We start from the raw sequence: 21387 nt of genomic DNA, 5'->3' as shown, positions 1-21387 counted from the left end.
CCCGGCTCATTCCTGTAGATACGTTCCCAGAGAGCTTAAACTAGACAGTCTCAGTCGATCACATCGGGTTAGAAGTCGGGTCTGCTTGGAAGAGGTGTGCAACAACCCCAAGCAGACAGTGAATTAGAAGAACAGCATCTGATTAATTTTGTCGTTAACCGGCTTGAGGATACACTTCCGCTTGACCTCGGTGAAGAGGTAGAAGTAACGCCAGCAGAGCTTTACAAGGTTCTCGTCGGCGCATGCGCCGACGGAACCTCAATCACACATATCTGCGAGACCACTGATGACTCACCGCACGATAACACTGTTCGTGAGTATTTCACCGATCAGTTTGACCTCGAAACACTCGAACTCGCGGGAAACACGCTCCTTCAGCGGGAGCTCATCGAGGTTCTTCCGAATCGACCGGTGGAGGTCGTCGCCGACCTCCACCTCGATCCCTACTACGGGAACGAAGACGAGACAGCCCATCTCTACTCCTCTGAGGCCAAACGAGGAACAACTACCTTCCACGCGTACGCAACACTCTACGCACGTGTCCGCAACAAGCGGTACACGCTCGCTCTGCGAAAAGTAACCGACGGTGAGACGACCAGTGATATCCTCACAGAGTTCCTCACCCTCCTTGACGGCCTTGACCTCGGCGTCAAGGCCGTCTACCTTGACCGTGGTTTCTACAACAGCGACTGTATTGACCTCCTCTCAGCGTACAACTACGCTTACGTCATGCCAATCGTAAAATGGGGCGATGAAATCAAAGAAGAACTCAACAACGGCTGGAGTCGAATCATCCAGCACAGCATTGCTGACAGCGTGACCTTTCCGATATTCATCGACTGCGTCTACCAACAAGGCAGATACGACGAGCATGGCGTGGCGCGTCACGGCTACGCCGTCGACGCGCCGTTCATCGACACGCCTGCCGAAGCACGCAGACACTACAGCAAACGCTTCGGGATTGAAGCCAGCTACCGACTTGCTCAGGAGAGCCTCGCTCTGACTAGTTCTCGGGACGCTGGCCTTCGCTATCTGTTGTTTGTGACGAGTCTCCTCCTACAGAACGTCTGGCGTTACGTGCACTGGGAATTTGTGGCGACGACCCGCCGTGGCGGGCGTCGCCTCTGGAAATGGCCCTTCGTTGAGTTCTGTGAAATGCTCACCCGAGCCGTCTGGGCAGCGTTCAACGTCCGAAGGGCAGTCCCAGCCAACAAACCTCCAGACGATCGGTTCAAGCGATAACTTCGGTAGCTGAAAGAGCGTTGACCAGTGGCAACGCCGTCGCGTCGGCGGCAGATCGCCGCCGACAGCGACTACACAAGTGACCAGTTTCTCTGAACCGTCCAGTGGACGAATTGAATCGGTGTCTATCCGGTTGATATCCTCGTCAGCTCCGAGCTCTCATTAGTGCAATGTGATCGACTGAGTCTAAGTCTGAAGTGCCCTGTTGAATAGCAGTGCTGGCCGAGGGGATCGAAATCTGAATCGGCTTGTTAGCGGCTGACGATAGTTATCTCAAGATAGGTGCTGTCTCACTGTGGCTCAGAGACCGCTATTCAACAGAGCAGTCTGAAGCTACACTGAGCCCGAGCCGATTACAAAGTAGTTTTCAAATGGTAAATTACACATACGCTATGGCTAAGGAGAGACAAAATTTACTGATACCGAACCGACGAGGAATGATTAAATCAATTGGTACCATTGGGATCGTAGGAGCCGTCGGAAATGGGACAGTCAGTGCCCAATCAGGGGCACAACAAATCTCGGATTGGAATGATCTCCATGCGATACGAGATGATCTCAATGGAGAATATGTATTGACTACCGATCTTGACGAGAGCACTGCCGGATACGAGGAGTATATCGGTGATTCGGAACCTGGGTTCGAACCAATTGGGAAAACTCATACAGAGTTCACCGGGACATTCGACGGCCAAGGAAACGAAATTCGAGACTTAGTAATCAAAAAACCAGATAGCGAACTCGTCGGTCTATTCGGGTTAGCTGGTGATGGGGCGGTTGTAAAAAATATCACACTTTTCGGTGTTGAAGTCACTGGCGATTACGATGTCGGAGCTCTCATCGGTGGTGGCAATGGTACTATTAAGACCTCAGCAGTAACCGGTACTGTTTCTGGAAGGCGCAATGTCGGTGGTATTGTTGGCAGAAATAGGAAGGCCACAATAAGAGACTCAGCAGCTGGTGTCACGATCACTGGCGAATCGAATGTCGGCGGACTTGTTGGCAAAAACGATAATAAAATCAGAAATTCGTGGGCTACTGGTGAGGTCACTGGCGATTCAAGTGTTGGTGGTCTTGTTGGACTCCACAGTTATACCGGTTTCACGCCGGGGACGATAATTGAGTCGTGGGCTAGTGGAGACGTTGAGGGAGACAGTACTGTTGGTGGGCTTGTCGGTGGGAGCTTCCATAATGATTTGGAAGGTGAAATAATGACGTCCGCAGCCAGCGGTACTGTCACTGGTGAATCTGAGGTTGGAGGTCTTATTGGTTCAACTAGTGCCAGTACAATAATTACAAATTCCGTGGCTCTTGGTCAGGTTACTGGTACGGAAGATGTGGGCGGCTTTGCTGGATATAACAAAAATACAATAAGCAACTCCTTCTCGTGTGGTGCAGTCACCGGAGACCAACAGATTGGCGGGTTTCTTGGGAGTAATTCTGGGGAGGTAACAGATAGCTACTGGGACTTGGCCGGTAGCGATCAATCTGAAAGTATTGGTCGACAGAATGGCGACAGCAACAACATCACCGGATTGTCAACAGTAGAAATGCAGGGGAAAGTGGCCGAGAAAAATATGTCGGCACTTGATTTTGACGGGACATGGAAAGCCGTTAAAAACCCGGCTGACTATCCCGTTTTATCCTCACTAACGGATAATAGAGATATTCAACACCTACAACAACAATCATATAGGGACGATGTACCAACCGAACAGCAATCAGCAGGAGAAACTGAATCTTCCGAACAAGATTCAGAGGAACTTAACGAGTCAGGAACACAGGAATCTGTAACAGAAAACGAATCCACCCAACAGGAGGCAACTGATGATACTTCCAGCGACTCAACGCCAGGATTCGGAATAACAGGTAGTATAGTTGCCTTCGGTGGTGCTGGGTACATGATCAAACGTCGTCTAACTGGAGATCAGGTTGACGAATAAATTCCCTGTACGTAGCGATACGTGAGTTCTCTGTATCAATCTATCCGACTATCTGGATTCCCGAAGAGATTCTGTGCGAGATACGCGCGAACTATTCAGCAGTTGGCGAACCAACTCATACAGTAGTTGACAGACACCGACTGACCGATAGGGAGCCTGGATTCAGCAAACTGAATTACGCTCTTGTGAAGTACCTTGTTGGTGGAGAACTGTCTTGCGATTCATGGAGTACTGAAATCACATTTGGCTGAGTCAGATTGAGTTTGTCACCAGCTGAAGACGGGTTTCTAGTCCATTAGAACGAGTCTCGCCAATGCTACCAACAATCTGCTTCCCAAAAGCGAATTCTAAAATACTTTACCTGACATGGGGTGGAATAGAATCCGTCTCTGGGCCTGAGGCAAGATGTTTCAAATGAGATATTCTTGAAGCGCTTGCCAAACAGAGGCTTGATCCTGAGCCCAAACTACCCAGTGGAACAAGTTTTACTATTTTGACTTTACAAAACGGCCCCTATACTTTAGGCAAAAACATTTTAACCTGTCATATAATTATTCTGCCTATGTGACGATTAGAAGGTCAACTGACACTTGAGGGAGAGTGGCAAGCGTTGGATAAGTTGGCCAAAGAAAAGGTACGGCAGGCTTGGCGGGGTTATGATCGGCGCATTGACGAACCACCATTAGATGGCAGTAACACGTCACGTACCGCAGATGGAAATGACCTTCTTGCGGAAATATCGACCTCAAAGATTGAGGGCGATGAGATCTATCCACTCTTTGGAGATGATAATCCACTCCGATTGCGGAGATTGAGGACGATGCGATCTATCCATATTCGTTGGGCGAAGATGATAATTCACTCCCGATTGCGAAGATCCGAGACGGCATCGTAACTCCTTGGGAATTCGATTGTTGAATAACAACTTTTTCAGCGGCCCTTGGGGTCGGGATGTTGGAATAGTCCAATACATACGTCCAAGACGATAGATCGGTTTTAGCCTCCCAATAATCAAAATCTTGGTTTCATCGCTGCTGGATACGCACTGTGAATGTCGGAAAAATAATATAGAGAGTGCCGACAGAGCAGACTTTCCAGCCTAACGACAACACTAAGATGATCGACACTCATCAGCCCGATATGTCGGATGACGAGTCTGTTTTCAGCACCCTTCGAAAAACGATCATCGGAAAATCAGCAGACGAACAAGCAGAAGCGTTGAAACAAACCGCTATGGAAGACCCTGCATCGATTGACGAGGGAGATATTAACGCGTTGATTGAGCTCTTATCTGAGGTAGACCCTGATGTCGTCACCGACGCACTGCATGCGCTCTCAGCAGTCGCAAGTGACCAACCAGACCTGGTCACCAAAGCAACACCTAACATCGTTGGTGACCTCGCAAACCGACCCCCAACCGAGTGGAGTGACACACCCATTCGTGACATGTCCGACGAGTTCATGCAGGATCTCACTCGTGGAGAGATACTATTAGAGCTCGCTAAAGACGATCCAGCCTATCTAGATCCAGTCGTCGATGACCTTGTCAAGAAATTCGAGAAGTCAGACGCGCTTGAACCCGCGTCGTACCTCGCTTTGGCACACGTCGTAGCCGATCAATCCGGTCAGACTGGCCTCTCACGAGACCCATTTGTCGACTGGGTTTCCTCCGAACTGACTCATCTCGTCAGTAATGAGGATGAGGTATTCAATATACAGTTAGCCGAGACGACGCTGTTCGTCAATCTTCTCGGCGAGCTCGGTGGAGATAAAGCGCGGGAGACGCTTCAACAAGTCAGGAACGAAAGTGACGACGAAGAAGTCAGACGCGTTGCTACCGAAGCTATCGGGGATCTTGCCTAATCTGGTTCAGAGTGCAACCGAACGTAGCCATCGCGAATCGAACCCGAAAACAGATCTATTGCACTCGTCTCTTACCCAAGACAGCGAAACGGCAGTATACGTCTCTAACATTGGGGAATCTCGGTCTGTGCAAGATACGCGCGTTCCATCTTGCACTACTCATCCTGATAGAAATACGATAAACTTGTTTCACCAACTTCGGCAAGAGCCATATGAATTAAGCAGGGTTTGGGTCAGCACCAAGATATAACATGTTAGACATCAGCTAATGATGTAAATGGACACCGAGAAGTATATTGAATCAGTCAAAGAACAACTCAAAGCCTACGACTTCGAGAAAGTCGATATCGTTGAGCAGTCCGGATACATCTGTTTTCGTAGGGTGAGAAGTCGGTTACTAAGAGAACAAGAAGAGCTTGTATTTATCACCGAATTAGAATCGAATGACGTGGATGATTTCAAAGCTCACTTTGATGACGTGATAGATTCTGGGCAGGCAGTATTCTCTAAAGATCAAACACTCGCCAAGCGGCAGTGGTATTTCGTCGCAGTGACGCGATCGGCTTCAAGAGCGTTACGTGTCGCGACGAAACGTGGCTCGAAAAAGTTCTCAATCGGAGACTCATTTGGTGGGTTCTTTTTGCCTGTATTGATCGATCTTGAAGAGTCGAGACTCAAATCCGGAAGCGTATCGATGAAGCACAAAGTGACTCACCTGACTGAAATGAAGGACAACGCAGATGATTATTTCGTAATTTGATCACCCCTTGTTTGTGGATTTGAGTTACGAATCCCAATCCGGCTCCTCAAACAGAGATTTAGTGTCTTCCTCAGACCCTTCCAGTGGCTTGTCATCGCTATCTTTCCGAAGATTCTGTTCACTAGTAGTAGAGTCTGAAGACATTAATGAACCTCGTCCTTCCCCAAGAGTTTCAGCGGAATAGAGTGCGGAACCATTTTGCAACTCAAGGATATCTTCGGGGAGAATCCCGTTCTGATGGAGCGACTCCGGTGAGAAAGAGTCAATCCCGCAACTATCCTGAGGGTCGTGGGAGGTGTTGATCCAGCTCGTCTCAGAGGGATAATCTTGGGTGAGCGGCTGCGAAGACGCACTGTCATCGAACAGCGATTCTTTGAATCGATCGAATATTCGCTCAAAAAGTCGAGCGATATCGTCCCGAATCATCGACGCTGCGGCTGTCACCGATTCCTGTTTTCTGAGTCGGTTGAGATACGATGTCAAATGCTGCTCCGGGGGCTTCCAACAAAAGACATGTGCACCAACCAATGCCCAAGCTGCTCCAGTTAACGCCGTCCCCGCCAATGTGAGATGCTCGTTGGCCCCAGTGGAATCGGCACTTACCCAACCCAGCGCAAAGTTGTGATCGGTGAACGGTTTCAACAACTGAAGCGCAGTGCCTCCGGTACCCTTTGTTGGAACGTCGCCCAGAATGTGTCCGAAGATACCGGTTCCAACGGCATTGATGACCCAATCGGATAATGATTCTAATGCGTCAATCACTGCTGCAGTGTGATCGGATAAATCAAGTCTAGTGGTCAGCCACTGGCCGAAGTGGCTGGCACTGTGTCGTAACAAATGTGCCGTCGTCATTGCCTTCCCAAGCAGGGGCAATGAGTGTAGTTCACGGTGATGTTCTAATCGTTGATGTAGTGGGCGTCCATCGGCAGGATCCGAGAGAACCTCCAGTTCGGCAGTATCAAAATACCCAGAGACTGTGGCACTGAGCCCGGTGAATCCGATACCTGCCGCCACCATTGGAAGTCTCCGCGATATCAATTCGGATCTCTGTGGCGGTTCAGCTGTTGGATCGAATTCGGAAACCGTTCGTGACCGAATCCAACTGGCAACGACACAGGAGCTCGTACCGGCTACGATCGCTGTGTGTGCCTTCGACTGCATACACATTGCAACGATGAGGACTGTGATAAATTTGTGCTGAGGTTATAATTGAGGTTGGTGTCGTATTCGCGCGTTGCATCTTGCACGACACGTTCTGCCAGAATCCAGATTTCTTTGTTTCGCTGTCTTCGGTAAGAGCCATAGGGGTCAATATTAATTATAGCCGGTGAACTGGTTAGAACTATCAAAGATGTTCGGCAAAGAGGAGGTATGGGATAATTGGGTAGCGCAGACCATTCTCTCTGATATCCAGTCAGCAGGAACTCCAGATCCCGTCCCGATGATTGACCACTCAAGAAGTGAGTTAGCGATGACCGACGAGTACGACTCTTACCGCCTAGGACGAGGACGTGGAGAATATTTGTATCTCTTGTACACTCTAAACGAACCCGTTGAATCCCCATCTGATATTATTCCAGTATATATTGGTGAATCCAGCAAGGTTACCAGTCGGCTGTTAGATCACTTTAGGAGGCTTCGAGATGCGCTTCCCATCTCGGAGTGGGAAGATGATGGTTCATGGGGGAGTTACGGAAAGTATGATCATATTGCGACCGTTTATGACCGCACTGACTCCCCACTATACGCATGGGTAATTGATGTCGATGAACTAGAGACTGGGCCATATGGATTACCAACGTACCGACACGAACTTGAAGGAAAATTAGTCGGGCTTGTGCATTCACTCCCCCGGTTCGATCAGGTCTTCGCCAATCGAGATTTTGTCCCGAATCGGGTCGTTCATGAGATGGGAAAAGTCGGCCCTGGTGGGTGAGCGATAGTCACAATACCTCGAACGAAGAAGCACAACAGATCGCAGAGGCACCTGTGAGAGAACCAAGTGCGGACTCTAAGATCGGACTCTGGCACGAATGGGTTGAGAACACAATCTTACAGGATATCAACAGCTCAGCAGAGGCAGATCCGATCGAACTGTTCGAAACGAATGAAAACCTCGTTGTCGAGACCAAAATAAGCGGTGATACAACGATTCTGAGACGTAGCGAAGGGATTGATCGAAGAATTCGGCATGAGGGAAAGAAATGCGTGGATGAAGATGGGGTCAAAAGAGGGGCAAGCGGATTGATATATGTACTCTACCAGCTCACATCGGATGCTAAAGAGCCGTCACCGGAGGATATCATTCCACGATATATTGGAAAAGCAGAAGCATACGGGAAGAAAAACGAATTAAGCGCGAACTTTGAGGAGATTGCAAAGGACTATTCATCGACAAGGAGCTTTGCACGTTGGGGTGACGGTAACGCTTGGCACATAGGAGAGCTTTCACGAACGGTATATGGCAAGGACTCGAAGAAACTCAGTTGGGCAGCGAACTTTTCGAACAAGGAACGACACGACTTACAGATCAAACATATCTCTGGATCAAAGCGTGGGATCCGAAGACCAATCCAGGGCCATATGGCTATCCAGCATACCTCGCGGAGATTGAGCCGCTGCTGGTTGGACTCGCATATGAGGCGTATCCTGAACAGTTGCTCAATCATAACGAAGTTCCGAGCGAGGCTCCTGCGAACAGTCGAGAGTTTGCGTTTACTTCTGCTGATCCGAATCACCGAACAATCCAAGATTATCTAGAGTGATGGCAGAACCTCCTCAGAGCTTGCCCTCAAGTCAGTTTAGCCTCGATTCGATTGCCAGAGGATAGGATAAGTCTTCGACACGATCCTCGCCAGAAAATCCTTAGCCTTGGTTGATCCTTTGTCGTTAACCACTTTGCATTTTGGTCAGAACTCTTCGAGAGATGACTGATGATCGGCATCTGTTTCGCCAACAGATTCTGATGAATCCTTGTTGGAAGGGTCAGTTTCATTCTGATTGTCGTCGATTTTACTAGTTGCCCATTCTGCAAACGACATCCCAGCGGGTTTTGACTCAGGATCGATCGGAACACCGCCCTTAGAAATTAACTTCTCATTGCCTGGGGCATCGTCTTGATGGGTGCAAACGAATAGCTCTGAAAACTCATTTGAGAGGTTCTCTGTTGCACCTTCCCATGTACCACCGGTCTCATCTCCACTCCGAATGACGAATGTATATTTCCCATACCCGTGTATGAGTTTATTTCGGCCCATAGCCCCTCCAATACTCCAGGAAGCATCAGGTCTATACATCGAAGCAAGTGTGAGATCCCCATTGAGTACCGACTCTCGCAGGTTGTTGTTTGAAAGTGCGTTCTTGATTCCTTCAGCGGGGAATTCAATAACCGGCCCCGCAGCATTCAACCCTGCTTCCTCAGCAGCACTGTCAACCCCTTTCGCTCCTCCTGAGACAACAGCAAATCCATCTTTCAGTGCCATATCAGCAAGATCTCTCGTATATTCTAGGTCAGCGTCAGTTGCCTCACGTGAGCCAACAAATCCCGCAGCCTCCGGCTGGAAATTCTCAGCATCTCCGGCAACATAGAGGAACGGCGGAGCTTTTCGTCCGAGTGTCTCGGTTAATTGAGAGGGAAATGAGTGCTCAAATTCTGTTGTCACCCATATCCCGCTTTGATTCAAGTCCTCGAGCTCCAACGCCAATCGAGATGCATTTGACAGCCGCTCTGTGACCCATTCACGACTAATCTTATCTGAGAAGGGCGTCGCTGGCAACTCACTGGTGTCAAGCGAAAGAAGCTCACCAATTGAGTCTAGTGAGGATTCATTGACAGCCCTAGTAAAGTCATGCCACTGTGTGGGCCCGAGTGTATCATCACTCGTCTCATCGACAGCGGCTCCCAGATGTGATGTGAGCAGCAATGTAACATTGCTCTCGTCCGATAAGGTAGGTTGTTCCATCGATCTATCCTCTCCGTTTAGCTAATGCGAATGGGTATACTGAACCGCTCCCCGACTTACTAAGTTGTCGACCAACTTCCGTAAGCGTCCACCGCGAAGCCACAATATCATCGATCAGTAAGACTGGGCCGGATCTCACGTCGTCAGTAATCTCGAATGCTCCTCGGACGTTGTCACATTTCTCAGCTGATCCACTCAGCTCTTTTTGTGGGACTGTATCATCCACTTTCTGTATACAATCAACAATCTTCAACCCTAAATCATCAGCTAACCGGCTTGCATAATCAGCTACAAGCCCCTCATTCGATTCTGAGGGGACATATGTAATCCACGTTGGGGCTGGGGATGGATCCCACTTGTTTTCGATCATATCTACTGCGCCGGTTACGAGTGATTCTTCAAACTGACCAGTCTCGTATTTGCCTTCTCTGACAGCAGTTCCCCAACCAGGCTCCTCATAGACGGATAGACTCCGCCCAGTTTCGAGTTGGTTTTCGGGAGGTATTTTTTCACGACCCCCGCTCTCCAAGTATCGATACACTCGATTGCTAATGGTCTCTATTCCACTGCTCTGATAGTGTTTTACAGCTTCATCAATCAGACTCTGATCTGTGACTGTTTGTGGATAGAAGTTACCAGTACAGTTTGCACACCTCCCACAGGGGTCGCTCATCTGGCCATCAAGCTGTTGATCAATAAACAGCGTCAGGCATTGATCTGTTCGCATGAACTCCTGAATTCGTTCCAATTCTGTATACCGTTGCTCAGTGATTCGATTATACTTGTCCTCATCATACGTCCATGGATTCGCGGTTCGGAAATATCCCTCATCAGTTCGTTCAAGCGCACCATCTACTTCGAGCATTTGGACGCACCGATATACTTGAGATGCATCAGATTCTATCCGGAGATCCCATTTGGAGAGCGGCTCTTCTGCATCGCTGATCGCCTCAAGAACAGCCTCGAAGTTACTGGCGGATGGGAACGAGGATTCAATGAAGTACTCAGCTGTCTCATCATCGTCAGAGCCTGAAAGAACGACAGCATCCGCCGTGTCTAGATCCCGTCCAGCACGTCCGATCTCCTGATAGTATCGAATGAGATTCTGTGGCCGTTGGAAATGAATAACATACTTCAAATCGGGTTTGTCAAAACCCATTCCGAGAGCGTTAGTCGCCACTAATGCATCAACATCGTTGTTGAGTAACATTTGCTCTCGTTCTTGTCGTTTGTCAGTATCGAGACGCCCATGGTAGGAGTTAACATTGTATCCCTTTTTCGACAACCACTCCGTAACCCGGGTTACATCATCGATAGTCAAACAGTATACAATTCCTGCACGGTCACCCTCTGGGAGATTCTCCGCCAGCCATGCTAACCGTTTTTGCCGGTCACCCATATTGATCGCCTGGATACGTAAGGAGTCTCGAACCAAATTACCCCGAATTGGTTCTAATCCCGGTAACTGAGTCGTAATATCATCGACGACGCGATCATTCGCCGTTGCAGTAGTCGCTGCCACAGGAACATTAGATGGGAGGCGGTCAAGGATTCTTGTGACGCGTTGATAATCAGGGCGGAAGTCATGACCCCAATCAGAAATGCAGTGAGCTTCATCGACAACTAACATACCAAATCCATCGTCCATCTGACTCAGTACCTGGTCTCGGAACTCCTGATTCCCCAGGCGTTCTGGAGAAACTAATACTAAATCGCAGTCACCCTCGATGATATCCTCATATATTTGCTCCCAGTTATCCTCATTTCGTGAATTGATTGTCCGAGCTGACAATCCAAGTTCTTCTTCAGCATTCTTGATCTGATCTCGCATCAATGACAGCAATGGACTGATTATTAGCGTTGGGCCTCCGCCGTCGTTCCGGATTGCTTTGGTAGCGATAAAGTAGACTGTGCTTTTGCCCCATCCTGTCCGTTGGACGAGAAGCAATTGGTCTCTCTCATTGGCCAGTTTGTCAATCGCTTCCCATTGTTGAGGTCTAAATTCTGCTTGATGACCAACACTTTGGGCAAGTAGCTCATTGGCTCGGTTTCGGGTAATCCGTTTGTCAGTGATTTCTGTGCTGTATGTCTTGATTAGATAGTCAGTCAATTCAGAAGTATCTGCGTCTAAACTCTCGTATCTTTCATCTCGGGCTGCCTGCTGAAGCTCCTTTACTCGGTCAACTGAAAATTGAGTTTCGCTTGCGATCCGTTCTGGAACAGCGGTTTGAAGATCATCGATTTGAGTGATGCCAGATTCTACCAGCTGTCGCCCACTCAATGGCCCTACACCCTCAAGAGCAAATATGCCCTGCTCACGGAGCATATCTGCAAGATACTGACAGTACCACTCTCTTGCTTCCTCAGGTGAACAGCCAGCGAATTCAATCTGTCTGAGTGTATCTTGGATATGACCCTGATCTAGCCCGCTAATTGCTGCTAATTTTTCAATTGCTGGAGGATCCCCGAAGGTCGGATCGGAATTATCTACACCGTCGTCCGAAGGATTCTCTGAAGTTTGTGTCTCTGAGTGATCCTCTGGGTCGTCATCGTCTGTATCTGCAATGTCTGCAGCATTGTCCTGAATAGTATCTACATTTCCTTCCCCGATTTGCGGGACTTCAATAAGCTCATCCGCATCTGCTCTTGCAATAGCACTTGGCGTCTTGTAGCCGTGATCAACGAGGTGATATGCGGCTCGACGTTGTAGCCCGTCGATATCAAGTAACGATAGATTCGTATGGAGGTCAGTTACGATTTGCCGGGCCTCTGAACGTGGAACGCCTGTTGCACCTACAACTTTCAGTGTTTTTTCCACTGACTCAATATCACAACCAGATTGCGATGCGATTTGCTCTGCGGTGTTCTCATCGGATTGCAATTCTTTTGCATGACCTCTCATTACCTCCGCTGCACTTTTTGAGATTTCAGTAACAGCAGAAAGCTCAGAAACCGGGGTCGTAGCTAAGTCTGTGATCGTGGTATACCCTGCCTCTTGGAAGCGAGCAGCACGTACTACCCCTACCGCATCAACTGAAAGAATTGATGAAGTACTATCTGAATCATATTTTTTTCGTAGAACGGTAAATATAGTAGAGAGTGAAATGTCCCTTTTATCTAATTTTGACACGTCACGCCCAATAGAGGATGTAGTCGCCCCGGTTTTTTCAGAGACTAACTCAATCACCTCCTCTGAAGAATCAAACTCGGTGTCGATTTCGGAGTCATTGTTCTTGAGCGTATCTCTGTGATCTTCAACACCGTGAGACTGAAGATAACTTCTAATACTCCCGTATTCCTGTCTGATCGCTTCTCGTCCCTGTTTATTTAATCTTGAGAAATTGAAAGGTTTGTTACGTGTGTGACCAGCGTACCCATGAACACTTTCGCCCTCAATAGCCACGTCGAATGGTGATTGCAAATACAGACAGTAGTCCCACCGATCGAGGGCTTTTGTGTCAATGTCGTTGTTTGAGAATGCTCGTTCCAGGGACTCGACTACGTTTGGATTCTGCTCTATGGCAGTAATCTCGGCAGCATACTCATACTTTCCATTATCAGTGTAAAATAGAACAAAGTCACCAGCTCCCATGTTTCTATATTTCTCTGCCTTTTGCTCAGGGATTCCCCAGACATGGAATGGATCACTTGCGTTGTCGGCTGTGACATCTATATCAATCTTTCCAGTGATTCCAGTAAGCACAGTCTCTTCAAAATATTGAGCTAAAATAGGGTTATCACAGGGAGCAAAATAGAGTCTTGAATCTGCTGTCTGAGAGTCTGGATCGGTTGCACCGCCTTCCGTTTCTGGGGACGTAGAGGGGCCTTCTGTAGAGGACGTTTCACGGGATTCGGTGGGTAGGTTATTGGATAATTCCACGGGGGCTCGGATGTGAGAGTTTCTACGCAAAGCGGCTGATCTTCTGTTGACTTTGATCGTTCATCCCAGATCTTACTCACCGATGTCTGTTCCTGTAACCACTTCTCCAAGCTGTTCTTCGAGAGAGGCTCAGAGCCTTTGGGGCCTGCCAACTGCATCAATACAGTTCGGTCAGCTGCTTCAATACCGTTTTTTAGCAGTTGAAGATCTTCAGCACTAGGGCTTTCAATACGGTACAACACAAATGGACGATGCGGGATTGAGACCTGCTCAGTTGTTGATGGCTCAATAATCCGGATTGAACAAGGATACTCTGGTGGCTCTTCAAGTGCCCACTTTCGTAGTAGGTATTCAATTGGCCCAGCTTGGAACACTTGACAGTCAGAGACCTCGGTTGGGGCATGTGATTGACGATGTCGGCGATCGCCAGCCATAATCGCCTCAAATGGAACTGAAGAAGCTGACTGTATGTCGTCAACACTCAACCCTGTATCAGACACCGGTGGAGCAATTGTACCGGGCACTGCAAGGACTGCCGACTCCACGTTATGGGGCATTGGATCGAGTGTACGAATCTCAGACAGCACATTTTTAGAGTCAACCGGAGAAGTTCCATAGATCGCCACATCACCGATTACAACAGGTGAACTGGACAATGGTTTCACCAGGCCATCCGCAGTCAATTCATCTACCAACGCAAATTCATTATCGCGTGGCGACCCCGCTAATAAAAGTGGAATGTCATTGTTACGCAATTCATTGAGTGACTCGCGCAGGGCCCGAATATCCTTTTTTGCCGGGCTTTGCGTTGCAAATAGTTGTCCGGTTAAGACAATCGAGTCAACGTCCTGTTGAATAGCGGTCTCAATCGCCGCATCGAGTGCCCGCTGAAATTCTTGTTTCCGCCTCGCTGTGATATTCGATGAGGCGTAATTCACCGGCCCTACATGCATCAAGCTCGTGTCTTGATTCGAGGTGAAATTATGACCGGTATTGGAATAGTCATCTGCGGCGTCTGGTATATCGATTTGTTCTGCGGTCGTTTTGTTCGCCCCATTTAATTCGATCGTAGAAGACCATTTCTTCACTAACGCACCCTCCAGCCGATACCAATTTCCGACCTTCCAATCAGTATCTACAGCTGGACACTCATCCCAGATGCTCAACTTGAGTTGCGTTTCGTCTGTGGTAGATACAGTAAATTTGTACGCACGGTTGTCTCCTTCAGATCGAAGGATTTCGTCTATTCTGACCTCTATTGAGATCAAGTCATTATGTTCATGCGTGCCAAAATCTACCATTGATGTGGATTTTAATGTAATTGGTATATAATATTTTTGAAGAGAGCGAATGATTTCTCGTTTCGTGGTTTCGATCAGGTTGGAGTGACACACGCGGAAGCTGCGACACCTGTGAAGACCTACCGGTATCGCGGGGAATGACTTTAGATGCGAAGATATAGACTATGAGACTTCTCTATTGTGATTCAAGATTTCATACGCAAATAGTGTGCGAAATTCGGTTTGCTCTTCCCACTTTTCGAGCAAAATTCAACAGAACAGAGATATCAACGATCGAGTGGCCCATCCCGTTGATACGTGTTGAGGCGACCACTCCGATCAACAGAAATCTGTCTGTCGTCCTCCAGCTGCCGAAGTTTGTTGTAGATTCGGTGGTCGGGGAAGTCGAGTTCCGTACGGAGGTCTTCGATTGTTTTTGGCGTCTCCAATGAGACAAGCAATGCATTCTCAAGACAGTAGGAAACAAGCTCTCGTTTGATTGGCGCGACAATATCATACCGCTCCGCAAGGATATCAAGCGTATCCAGTACCGCAAAGGAAAACAATTGCTTCGTGAGTCGCTCCTGTGTTTTGATCTCCTCGAAGATCCCGTCCCAATCAAGCGACGCTTGCTTAGCAATCAATGCAACATCTTCGAGATCGCCTTCCCGCTCTGTGATCGATTTGAACAGAAAGATATCCGTTAACGAGAGCAGATGAACGGTGAGATTCCCATACGTGAGTGACTCATCACACCGCTGTATCATCGCCTCGGTCAGCTGGAGTTGGCCTGCGACCGCCTCGACAAAAATATCCCATCGTGGAAACCCCTCCTTCTCAAGAACGATGTTCGGATCGAGTTGGGCGTATGCTGTCTCCAACGCTCCTCGTTCCTCGTAGCCTAACTCCTGTAGTGTCTCAGCCGTCGTCAGAAACGTCTGTTTGTCCTCAACGACAAGGTCGACATCCTTTGTTGCGTCTTTCAGACCCCGCAAGATGAGGTTGCCACCGCCGAGGAGATACACATCAACACTCGTTGCAAGGCTCTCGCCAAGTTCTTCGAGGCCCCGCTGGAGACTATCTTCCGGATGCTGCCCGCGGGGGTAGACGCCGTAGTCATTGGCAAGATCAATGAATTCCGCCCACGGAAGAAATAGATCGGCGTCGTGAACCGCTCGCTGGTCAACATAGGCCAACAGATCCGCCCACTGCTCGACACACTCCCACTTGTTGGCCAGCCGCCAGCACTCACTGGTATCAAGCGTCCCGCGGTGGGTGAGATAGAAGACGCCAGCCATCGCCATCTGTTTCTTGGTTTCTGCAACAGCCACTGCATGGATCAAGACCGCCTCAAGATCGAGTTGCCGATCTCCCTCATAGTGGTAGGTTGTCGCGGAGTGAAACTCAACACCGTAGCGAGTGAACGCAGAGAACGCAGTCGGTGTCCCATCGTCATCGTCATTTCTCGTTTCGATGAGTCGGGCTCCGTTTGCTTGATACACTGTTTCAAACGGGTTGCCTCGCGTTCTGGCCCTGAGAAATGAGCGCAGTGTCTCATCAGTAATAGCATACCCGTTATCGGTGTTGGCGATCGCGCCGGTTTCTTGGATCTCGTTTAGATGTTCATAAAGCGTCGATTTTGCAAAGCCCGCTTGTTGTAACTCGCCGATGGTTTTCGGATCCGAAAGGAGTGCACTGAGAACATCTTCTTTCGTTCCTGTCAGCACTTTACTGAGTGCATATCTATCGATCAAGTCAGCACAGAGCGTTGCTTCATACGTATCGGCCAGCTGTACGCCATTATCCCGTTCTACGAGATGCTCGTCAGCTAGGTCGCTCACGACCTCCGAAGTCCAATTCTGACTCTTGTCGATCGCATCAGCTAACTCGCCGACAGCGTACGATCGGTCGCGTAGACACTCGATGATTTGTATTGCTGTCCGTCTCATATATTCCAATTTGACCGATTTATTTATAAATATATCGCTTAGATTGGAATAAAATTTATACTAAACTCCAAATACAGTATGCCCGATGTTGTATCCGCTTCAATTTCGTACCTGGCATCTTCATTGTCACCGGAACCGGTTATTAGTAGAACCTACTAACGTGTTACTGTCAGTTTGAATATAGTCAAGCCAATCTACTACAACTGAGCGATACAGTTTGAACCACCAATTAGCCGCCCAATTTATTGCACTCGGGGTACAACAACTGCGTATGTCAAGTGACTCAGACCCACGCGTGGAGGCGGAATCCACGATCAACGACAGTTATGGAACGACGATCCCAGCACCAATTCGGCACGCACTCGATGACGCGCTTGAGCCGGGAGATACAGTTCGGTGGGTTATCTCAGATGGAGAACTTTCGCTTGAGATCGTCCACGAAGAATACGGTGCGTTCGAAGACGCCGACCCGTTCGACGGGCCGGCATGGGAGAGCGAAGCTGCGGCTGAGAGTGCTTGGAGCGAGTAATGCAGGCAGTCTGTATTGATTCAAATATTGTTCTCGCCGCGCGAAATGCGAATGCGGAGCGTCACGACACCGCTGCGGCGATATTCAGCGGGATCGATACCGGGGAGTTGCCCCGTGCGAGACTGGTAAACTACGTTGTCCCCGAAATTCTCCATCCACTCCAGAAACGTATCAGCAAGGGCTGCATCCGAGACTCTTGATCGCCTGCAATCGAGTCGCGGGTTCGAATTTGTCTACGGCTCGAAAGCCGTTAATCTATACGGCGAACAGTTGTTCCGGATATATGAGGCGTCATCAGGGCCAGAATGGGTCGATTCGATCCTCGCTGCGTACATGCAGAGTGAAGACATCGAATACATCTACTCGTTTGACGATGATTTCGACGTGTTTGATGATGTGACCCGACTCACGACGGCGACAAACCCATTCAAGCCAGATTGAGAGTTCTGTGAAGCAAAGTCAGTTACTCGCCGCCGTCTGGGATCGATTTATCAGCTCGGTGGAGTAAACGCGGAAGCCACGGGCCACCGTGCCCGTGGTACTTCAATTGCTCCACTCTTCGGGCGTGATCCCGACTGACTTCATTGCATCAGTTGGTTCTTGTGTGTCACTCGTTGAGACATCCATTGATTTCTCCTCGTAAAAGTCTTCAACAGCCTCTTTCATTTTCTCTCTAGCGGCCGGTTCTTCGGCGAAGGACTCTATTATGAGATCAAGTTTTGCTTCCAACTGGACGATCCGAATGGTAGTTTCCCAATTTGATAATCCGGCCGTCAATATCATATTGTGGGCCTTGCTTTTTGAAACATCCAAATTGGTAGCTAATTCCTCAATTTGATCGTACCTATCTTGAGGGATATATGACGTGAATTTTTTTCTTTTCTCGGTATCCATAGCTCTAATTATTTGCTATCGCCTTGCGGCTTAGTCATTCGCTTTTATTTCAGATAGCACATTATAACAACCACCAATTAGATTTGGCTGCAAATCTTTTTGTTTATATTATGTCGAGACTCGAACGGATAACAGATGACGATACGAAGCTGAGAGAGGAGCAGCAAGGTAGAGAAAATCCCTGGTCACCGGCTACATAGAGCTTTACGAAGTGAGATGCCCACACAACCGCGAAATCAACCCACAACTGAGCCGGACTAAAATTCTGGAACGCTTCGGTGGGAATAGTTGTAATCGGCCGATCACTCAAGATTTTCACGAACAGCTACCGCCACTCGTTGTCGGCCCGCTGCAGTAAGACGGTACATATTACGGCTAGATACAGTTTTGACTTCAACAAACCCCGTATCTGTGGCCAAATTATTGAGACGGTCACGGACAGCTTGCACCGTTCCAAGAGCAACGTTTGATTGTATTTCAGCAGCTAATACGGATCGATCTTCAGAGATGAGGATCTCGAATAGTAATCGCGTATCGGACACCTGCCGCTTTGGCCCAGGTGATCCCATACCTAGTAATTTCTATCTATCTTCTTAGCCGGTTCGGTACTAATACTTTTGATACCAAAACTATTAGTGGCGGCCATCATATGGTGTTACATAACGACGCTACTGGACGAAATAGCGAGGTATCAACATCGACGACTGAGAGTGAGCCTCGACACGCGTTGGTGGCGTCGTCTCACAACGCCAATGCTAGCACCCACATTGGCCGCCACAAGAACAGCGGTCACAGCCGGAATGGAATTGCCTTCCAAGCAACGCTGTTGGCAGCCACACCTGATTGACCAGCAGCCCAACTGCGTGGGCGATAAAATCAACAGCTGCCACCACTTGGAGCAGTGTGATCACTATCCCTGGAGGCACCCATCGGATCGGCCGCTTCTGGGAGGCCTCTCACTGACAGCTGCTCCGACGACGCCTACAGCGAGCCACAACGCTGTTCTGGCAACAGTCGCCGACCAGCAGATAGATCGCACACTCAGGGGTGCCGAGATCACAGCGAACCGTAGTGTGGGTGAGACCGGTATCGTTCACCCTCTCGACGTACATAGAGATCGCGGGGATAACTCCCAGCGTGCTGATTCCACGGACGATCGGAACCGTCAGATTGTCCGTGCTGAAGACGGCTCGAAAAGTTGCCACCACCGACACGCTCAGAACGGAGAATTCGACGCAAAGAACGCGGTAGTACGGGACACTTTCAGTATCGATCTGGCTCCCAGCTACTGGCTCATCAAGAGGGTAGAATCATGAGTGACTCCTCGGCGTGCTCTGTTGTTTCTAACCCAGAAGTAAGATTAGAAGACGTCCGATGGCACGATAGATCAAACACCTGCGACGGACGTGGGCGGGAAACTGCATCCAGCAGAGGATACAATGCTGAACGCCTCGCGCATGTCGTCATGAATCAGCTAGGGTTCAGATCAGTTTCCTTCGAATCGTGGTATGATGATTATGTGTTGTCAACCGATAACATGTCATACGAAGTTGAAGTTAAATCCTGCATAGACAGGTATGAGACGGCTTCTGGTGAGGAGGGAGGATATGGACAGTTCCGAATTTGGAAGCCACACCACGACCGCATCCTTGAAGAGCATGAAAAACTGGCCGAACACGGCCAAGGAGGGCTTTACTTCTTCGTTGTTTACACCGTTGAACATAGCATTGAAAAAGAAATAGGGAAACTTGTGGCCCCGGTTGAGATGGTCGACGACGTACTCAACACGTGGCTGGTTAGTGATCATGTGACGATGGGATCAAAGAAGAATCGTCAGATATCGTGGCGATTGCTCTTAAAGAAGCTGGTGTCTCACGAGAGCGATTTGAGAACGAGCCCATCATCAATCTTCTCGATGAGTGATTCCGAACTCTCTCCGGTTGCGTTCGATATCGAGACCTCCGGATTCGAAGACGATGCGGTGATCACAGCCGCTGGCTTTAGTCACACACTCGGCGAATCACTCGTGCTCAATACTGCCGGACGAGATGATATTGATCGGAAACTGCTTGTCGGCACACTCGACGAATGTTCGAGCGGGACAGTCCAGTTGGATATCGTCGCTGACGAACGAGAGTTACTAGACACAGTAGCCTCGTTTGCGACCGAGCAGCTAGATGGCGACCGCCACTATCTCACCGCTTTCAACGGCGAGACGTGGAATGGTGGCTTCGATCTCCCGTTCTGTCGCACACGGTTCCTCCAGCACGATATGTCGTGGCCGTTCGGCGACCTTGCCTACGCAGATATGATGCAGATCGTGGATCGCTTCGATACAAAGTGTCACAGCGACCTTGTTGGCGTCTACGATGCTTTGCTTACCGATGAAACGTGTGCCCCATTCGAAGATAGCGAAGAAGCTGTGGCCGCCTTTGAGGCGTCTGAGTGGCTGCCACTCCTCAAACACAACCTTGCCGATGTTCAACGGACTCGTGAGCTCGCACGATTGGCAGGCCGGTTCGTCCCTAAGTCCGACTTCTCGATGAAGAATCTCCAACCGCCCAACCACTAGTGAAATTTGTTAGTATTAGCTACTAACTTGTTCAGTATGGATACTCAAGAGATCCTGGGCGAGCCGACGCTTACTCCCATTGTAGACGAAGATCACGGCCTTCCCAACTGCCACCGGTGCACTGTCACCGACCTCAAACCCAGCATCTCGGCAGCCAGGGAGTTGGATCTGATAGCCGTTTCCTGCAATTTCAACCGTCGCAACCTCTCCTCGATGGATTGAACTACTATCGCGAGCAGCAGCAGCGACTAATTCTGCTCGATGGGAGACAGCCACATTCTCACTGTCAATGAGCAATAGCAGATCATCAAACCCGTATACGTAGACTTCGGCACGTCGAGTAGCTGTTCCTTCGCTATCTTCAACGGCTAGCCCTGCCTTGCGTGCCTCTTTCGTGATCTGGAGAGCCAACCCGCCGGCTGATTTCTTGATGCTGTTCGCCATTGTTAGTAGCCAATACCAACTCAAGCATCATATTTGGAATGGAGTCAGGTACTGGCTTTCGGCCACTCT

At 49.1% G+C, this 21387-nt stretch carries 17 protein-coding genes; 9 read left to right on the top strand and 8 right to left on the bottom strand.

Annotated elements, in window-relative coordinates; genetic code table 11:
* Positions 1-96: 96 nt before the first annotated feature.
* The 4 genes from ACFQJB_RS13190 (at position 97) to ACFQJB_RS13175 (ending at position 5808) form a co-directional block, all read left to right on the top strand.
* Complete coding sequence (locus tag ACFQJB_RS13190) at positions 97-1242, top strand: ISH3 family transposase (protein WP_379726828.1); 1146 nt, start codon at positions 97-99, stop codon at positions 1240-1242.
* A 392-nt stretch (positions 1243-1634) separates the two neighbouring features.
* The gene (locus tag ACFQJB_RS13185; RefSeq protein WP_379728103.1) at positions 1635-3185 is read left to right on the top strand and encodes a GLUG motif-containing protein; all 1551 of its coding nucleotides are present in this window, start codon (positions 1635-1637) and stop codon (positions 3183-3185) included.
* A gap of 1140 nt (positions 3186-4325) precedes the next feature.
* A complete protein-coding gene (locus ACFQJB_RS13180) occupies positions 4326-5048 on the top strand; it encodes a hypothetical protein (protein ID WP_379728101.1) in 723 nt (240 codons plus the stop codon).
* Positions 5049-5325: 277 nt separating this feature from the next.
* On the top strand, positions 5326-5808 hold the full coding sequence (locus ACFQJB_RS13175) for a hypothetical protein (protein ID WP_379728099.1): 483 nt from the start codon (positions 5326-5328) through the stop codon (positions 5806-5808).
* Between the two features lie 24 nt (positions 5809-5832).
* Here ACFQJB_RS13175 and ACFQJB_RS13170 read toward each other — a convergent pair whose 3' ends face one another.
* Positions 5833-6825, bottom strand: coding sequence for a hypothetical protein (locus tag ACFQJB_RS13170; protein WP_379728097.1), 993 nt, complete (start codon positions 6823-6825; stop codon positions 5833-5835).
* 334 nt (positions 6826-7159) lie between these two features.
* On the opposite strand from ACFQJB_RS13170, the gene ACFQJB_RS13165 reads away from it, so the two are divergent.
* Positions 7160-7744, top strand: a complete 585-nt coding sequence (locus ACFQJB_RS13165) for a hypothetical protein (protein WP_379728095.1) — start codon at positions 7160-7162, stop codon at positions 7742-7744.
* Positions 7741-8568 carry a hypothetical protein gene (locus ACFQJB_RS13160; protein WP_379728093.1) on the top strand — a complete coding sequence of 276 codons (828 nt, stop codon included), beginning with the start codon at positions 7741-7743 and terminating at the stop codon, positions 8566-8568. The genes ACFQJB_RS13165 and ACFQJB_RS13160 overlap by 4 nt, the downstream gene beginning before the upstream one ends.
* A 149-nt stretch (positions 8569-8717) precedes the next feature.
* Here ACFQJB_RS13160 and ACFQJB_RS13155 read toward each other — a convergent pair whose 3' ends face one another.
* From ACFQJB_RS13155 to ACFQJB_RS13140, 4 genes are all read right to left on the bottom strand, one after another.
* On the bottom strand, positions 8718-9770 hold the full coding sequence (locus ACFQJB_RS13155) for a DNA-processing protein DprA (RefSeq protein WP_379728091.1): 1053 nt from the start codon (positions 9768-9770) through the stop codon (positions 8718-8720).
* A 4-nt stretch (positions 9771-9774) separates the two neighbouring features.
* Positions 9775-13473: a RecQ family ATP-dependent DNA helicase gene (locus ACFQJB_RS13150; protein WP_379728089.1), complete on the bottom strand. Its 3699-nt coding sequence runs from the start codon at positions 13471-13473 to the stop codon at positions 9775-9777.
* Between the two features lie 20 nt (positions 13474-13493).
* On the bottom strand, positions 13494-14951 hold the full coding sequence (locus ACFQJB_RS13145) for a hypothetical protein (protein ID WP_379728087.1): 1458 nt from the start codon (positions 14949-14951) through the stop codon (positions 13494-13496).
* A gap of 266 nt (positions 14952-15217) precedes the next feature.
* Entirely contained in the window at positions 15218-16879 is a 1662-nt protein-coding gene (locus ACFQJB_RS13140; protein ID WP_379728085.1) for a transcriptional regulator, read from the bottom strand.
* Between the two features lie 271 nt (positions 16880-17150).
* On the opposite strand from ACFQJB_RS13140, the gene ACFQJB_RS13135 reads away from it, so the two are divergent.
* A complete protein-coding gene (locus tag ACFQJB_RS13135; protein ID WP_379728083.1) occupies positions 17151-17408 on the top strand; it encodes an AbrB family transcriptional regulator in 258 nt (85 codons plus the stop codon).
* Positions 17409-17543: 135 nt separating this feature from the next.
* Entirely contained in the window at positions 17544-17849 is a 306-nt protein-coding gene (locus tag ACFQJB_RS13130; RefSeq protein ID WP_379728081.1) for a PIN domain-containing protein, read from the top strand.
* Between the two features lie 102 nt (positions 17850-17951).
* Here the strand turns inward: ACFQJB_RS13130 and ACFQJB_RS13125 are convergent, their stop codons facing one another.
* Positions 17952-18302, bottom strand: a complete 351-nt coding sequence (locus ACFQJB_RS13125; protein ID WP_379728079.1) for a hypothetical protein — start codon at positions 18300-18302, stop codon at positions 17952-17954.
* Between the two features lie 1540 nt (positions 18303-19842).
* Positions 19843-20109 (bottom strand): hypothetical protein, encoded by a 267-nt coding sequence (locus ACFQJB_RS13120; RefSeq protein ID WP_379728077.1) that lies wholly within the window; start codon positions 20107-20109, stop codon positions 19843-19845.
* 108 nt (positions 20110-20217) lie between these two features.
* On the opposite strand from ACFQJB_RS13120, the gene ACFQJB_RS13115 reads away from it, so the two are divergent.
* Positions 20218-20874: a hypothetical protein gene (locus tag ACFQJB_RS13115; RefSeq protein ID WP_379728075.1), complete on the top strand. Its 657-nt coding sequence runs from the start codon at positions 20218-20220 to the stop codon at positions 20872-20874.
* A gap of 15 nt (positions 20875-20889) precedes the next feature.
* Here ACFQJB_RS13115 and ACFQJB_RS13110 read toward each other — a convergent pair whose 3' ends face one another.
* On the bottom strand, positions 20890-21318 hold the full coding sequence (locus ACFQJB_RS13110; RefSeq protein WP_379728073.1) for a hypothetical protein: 429 nt from the start codon (positions 21316-21318) through the stop codon (positions 20890-20892).
* Positions 21319-21387: the final 69 nt, after the last annotated feature.

The organism is Halonotius sp. GCM10025705, from assembly GCF_042662885.1.
Lineage (GTDB): Archaea > Halobacteriota > Halobacteria > Halobacteriales > Haloferacaceae > Halonotius > Halonotius aquaticus.
This window is presented reverse-complemented; position numbering and strand designations above follow the sequence as displayed.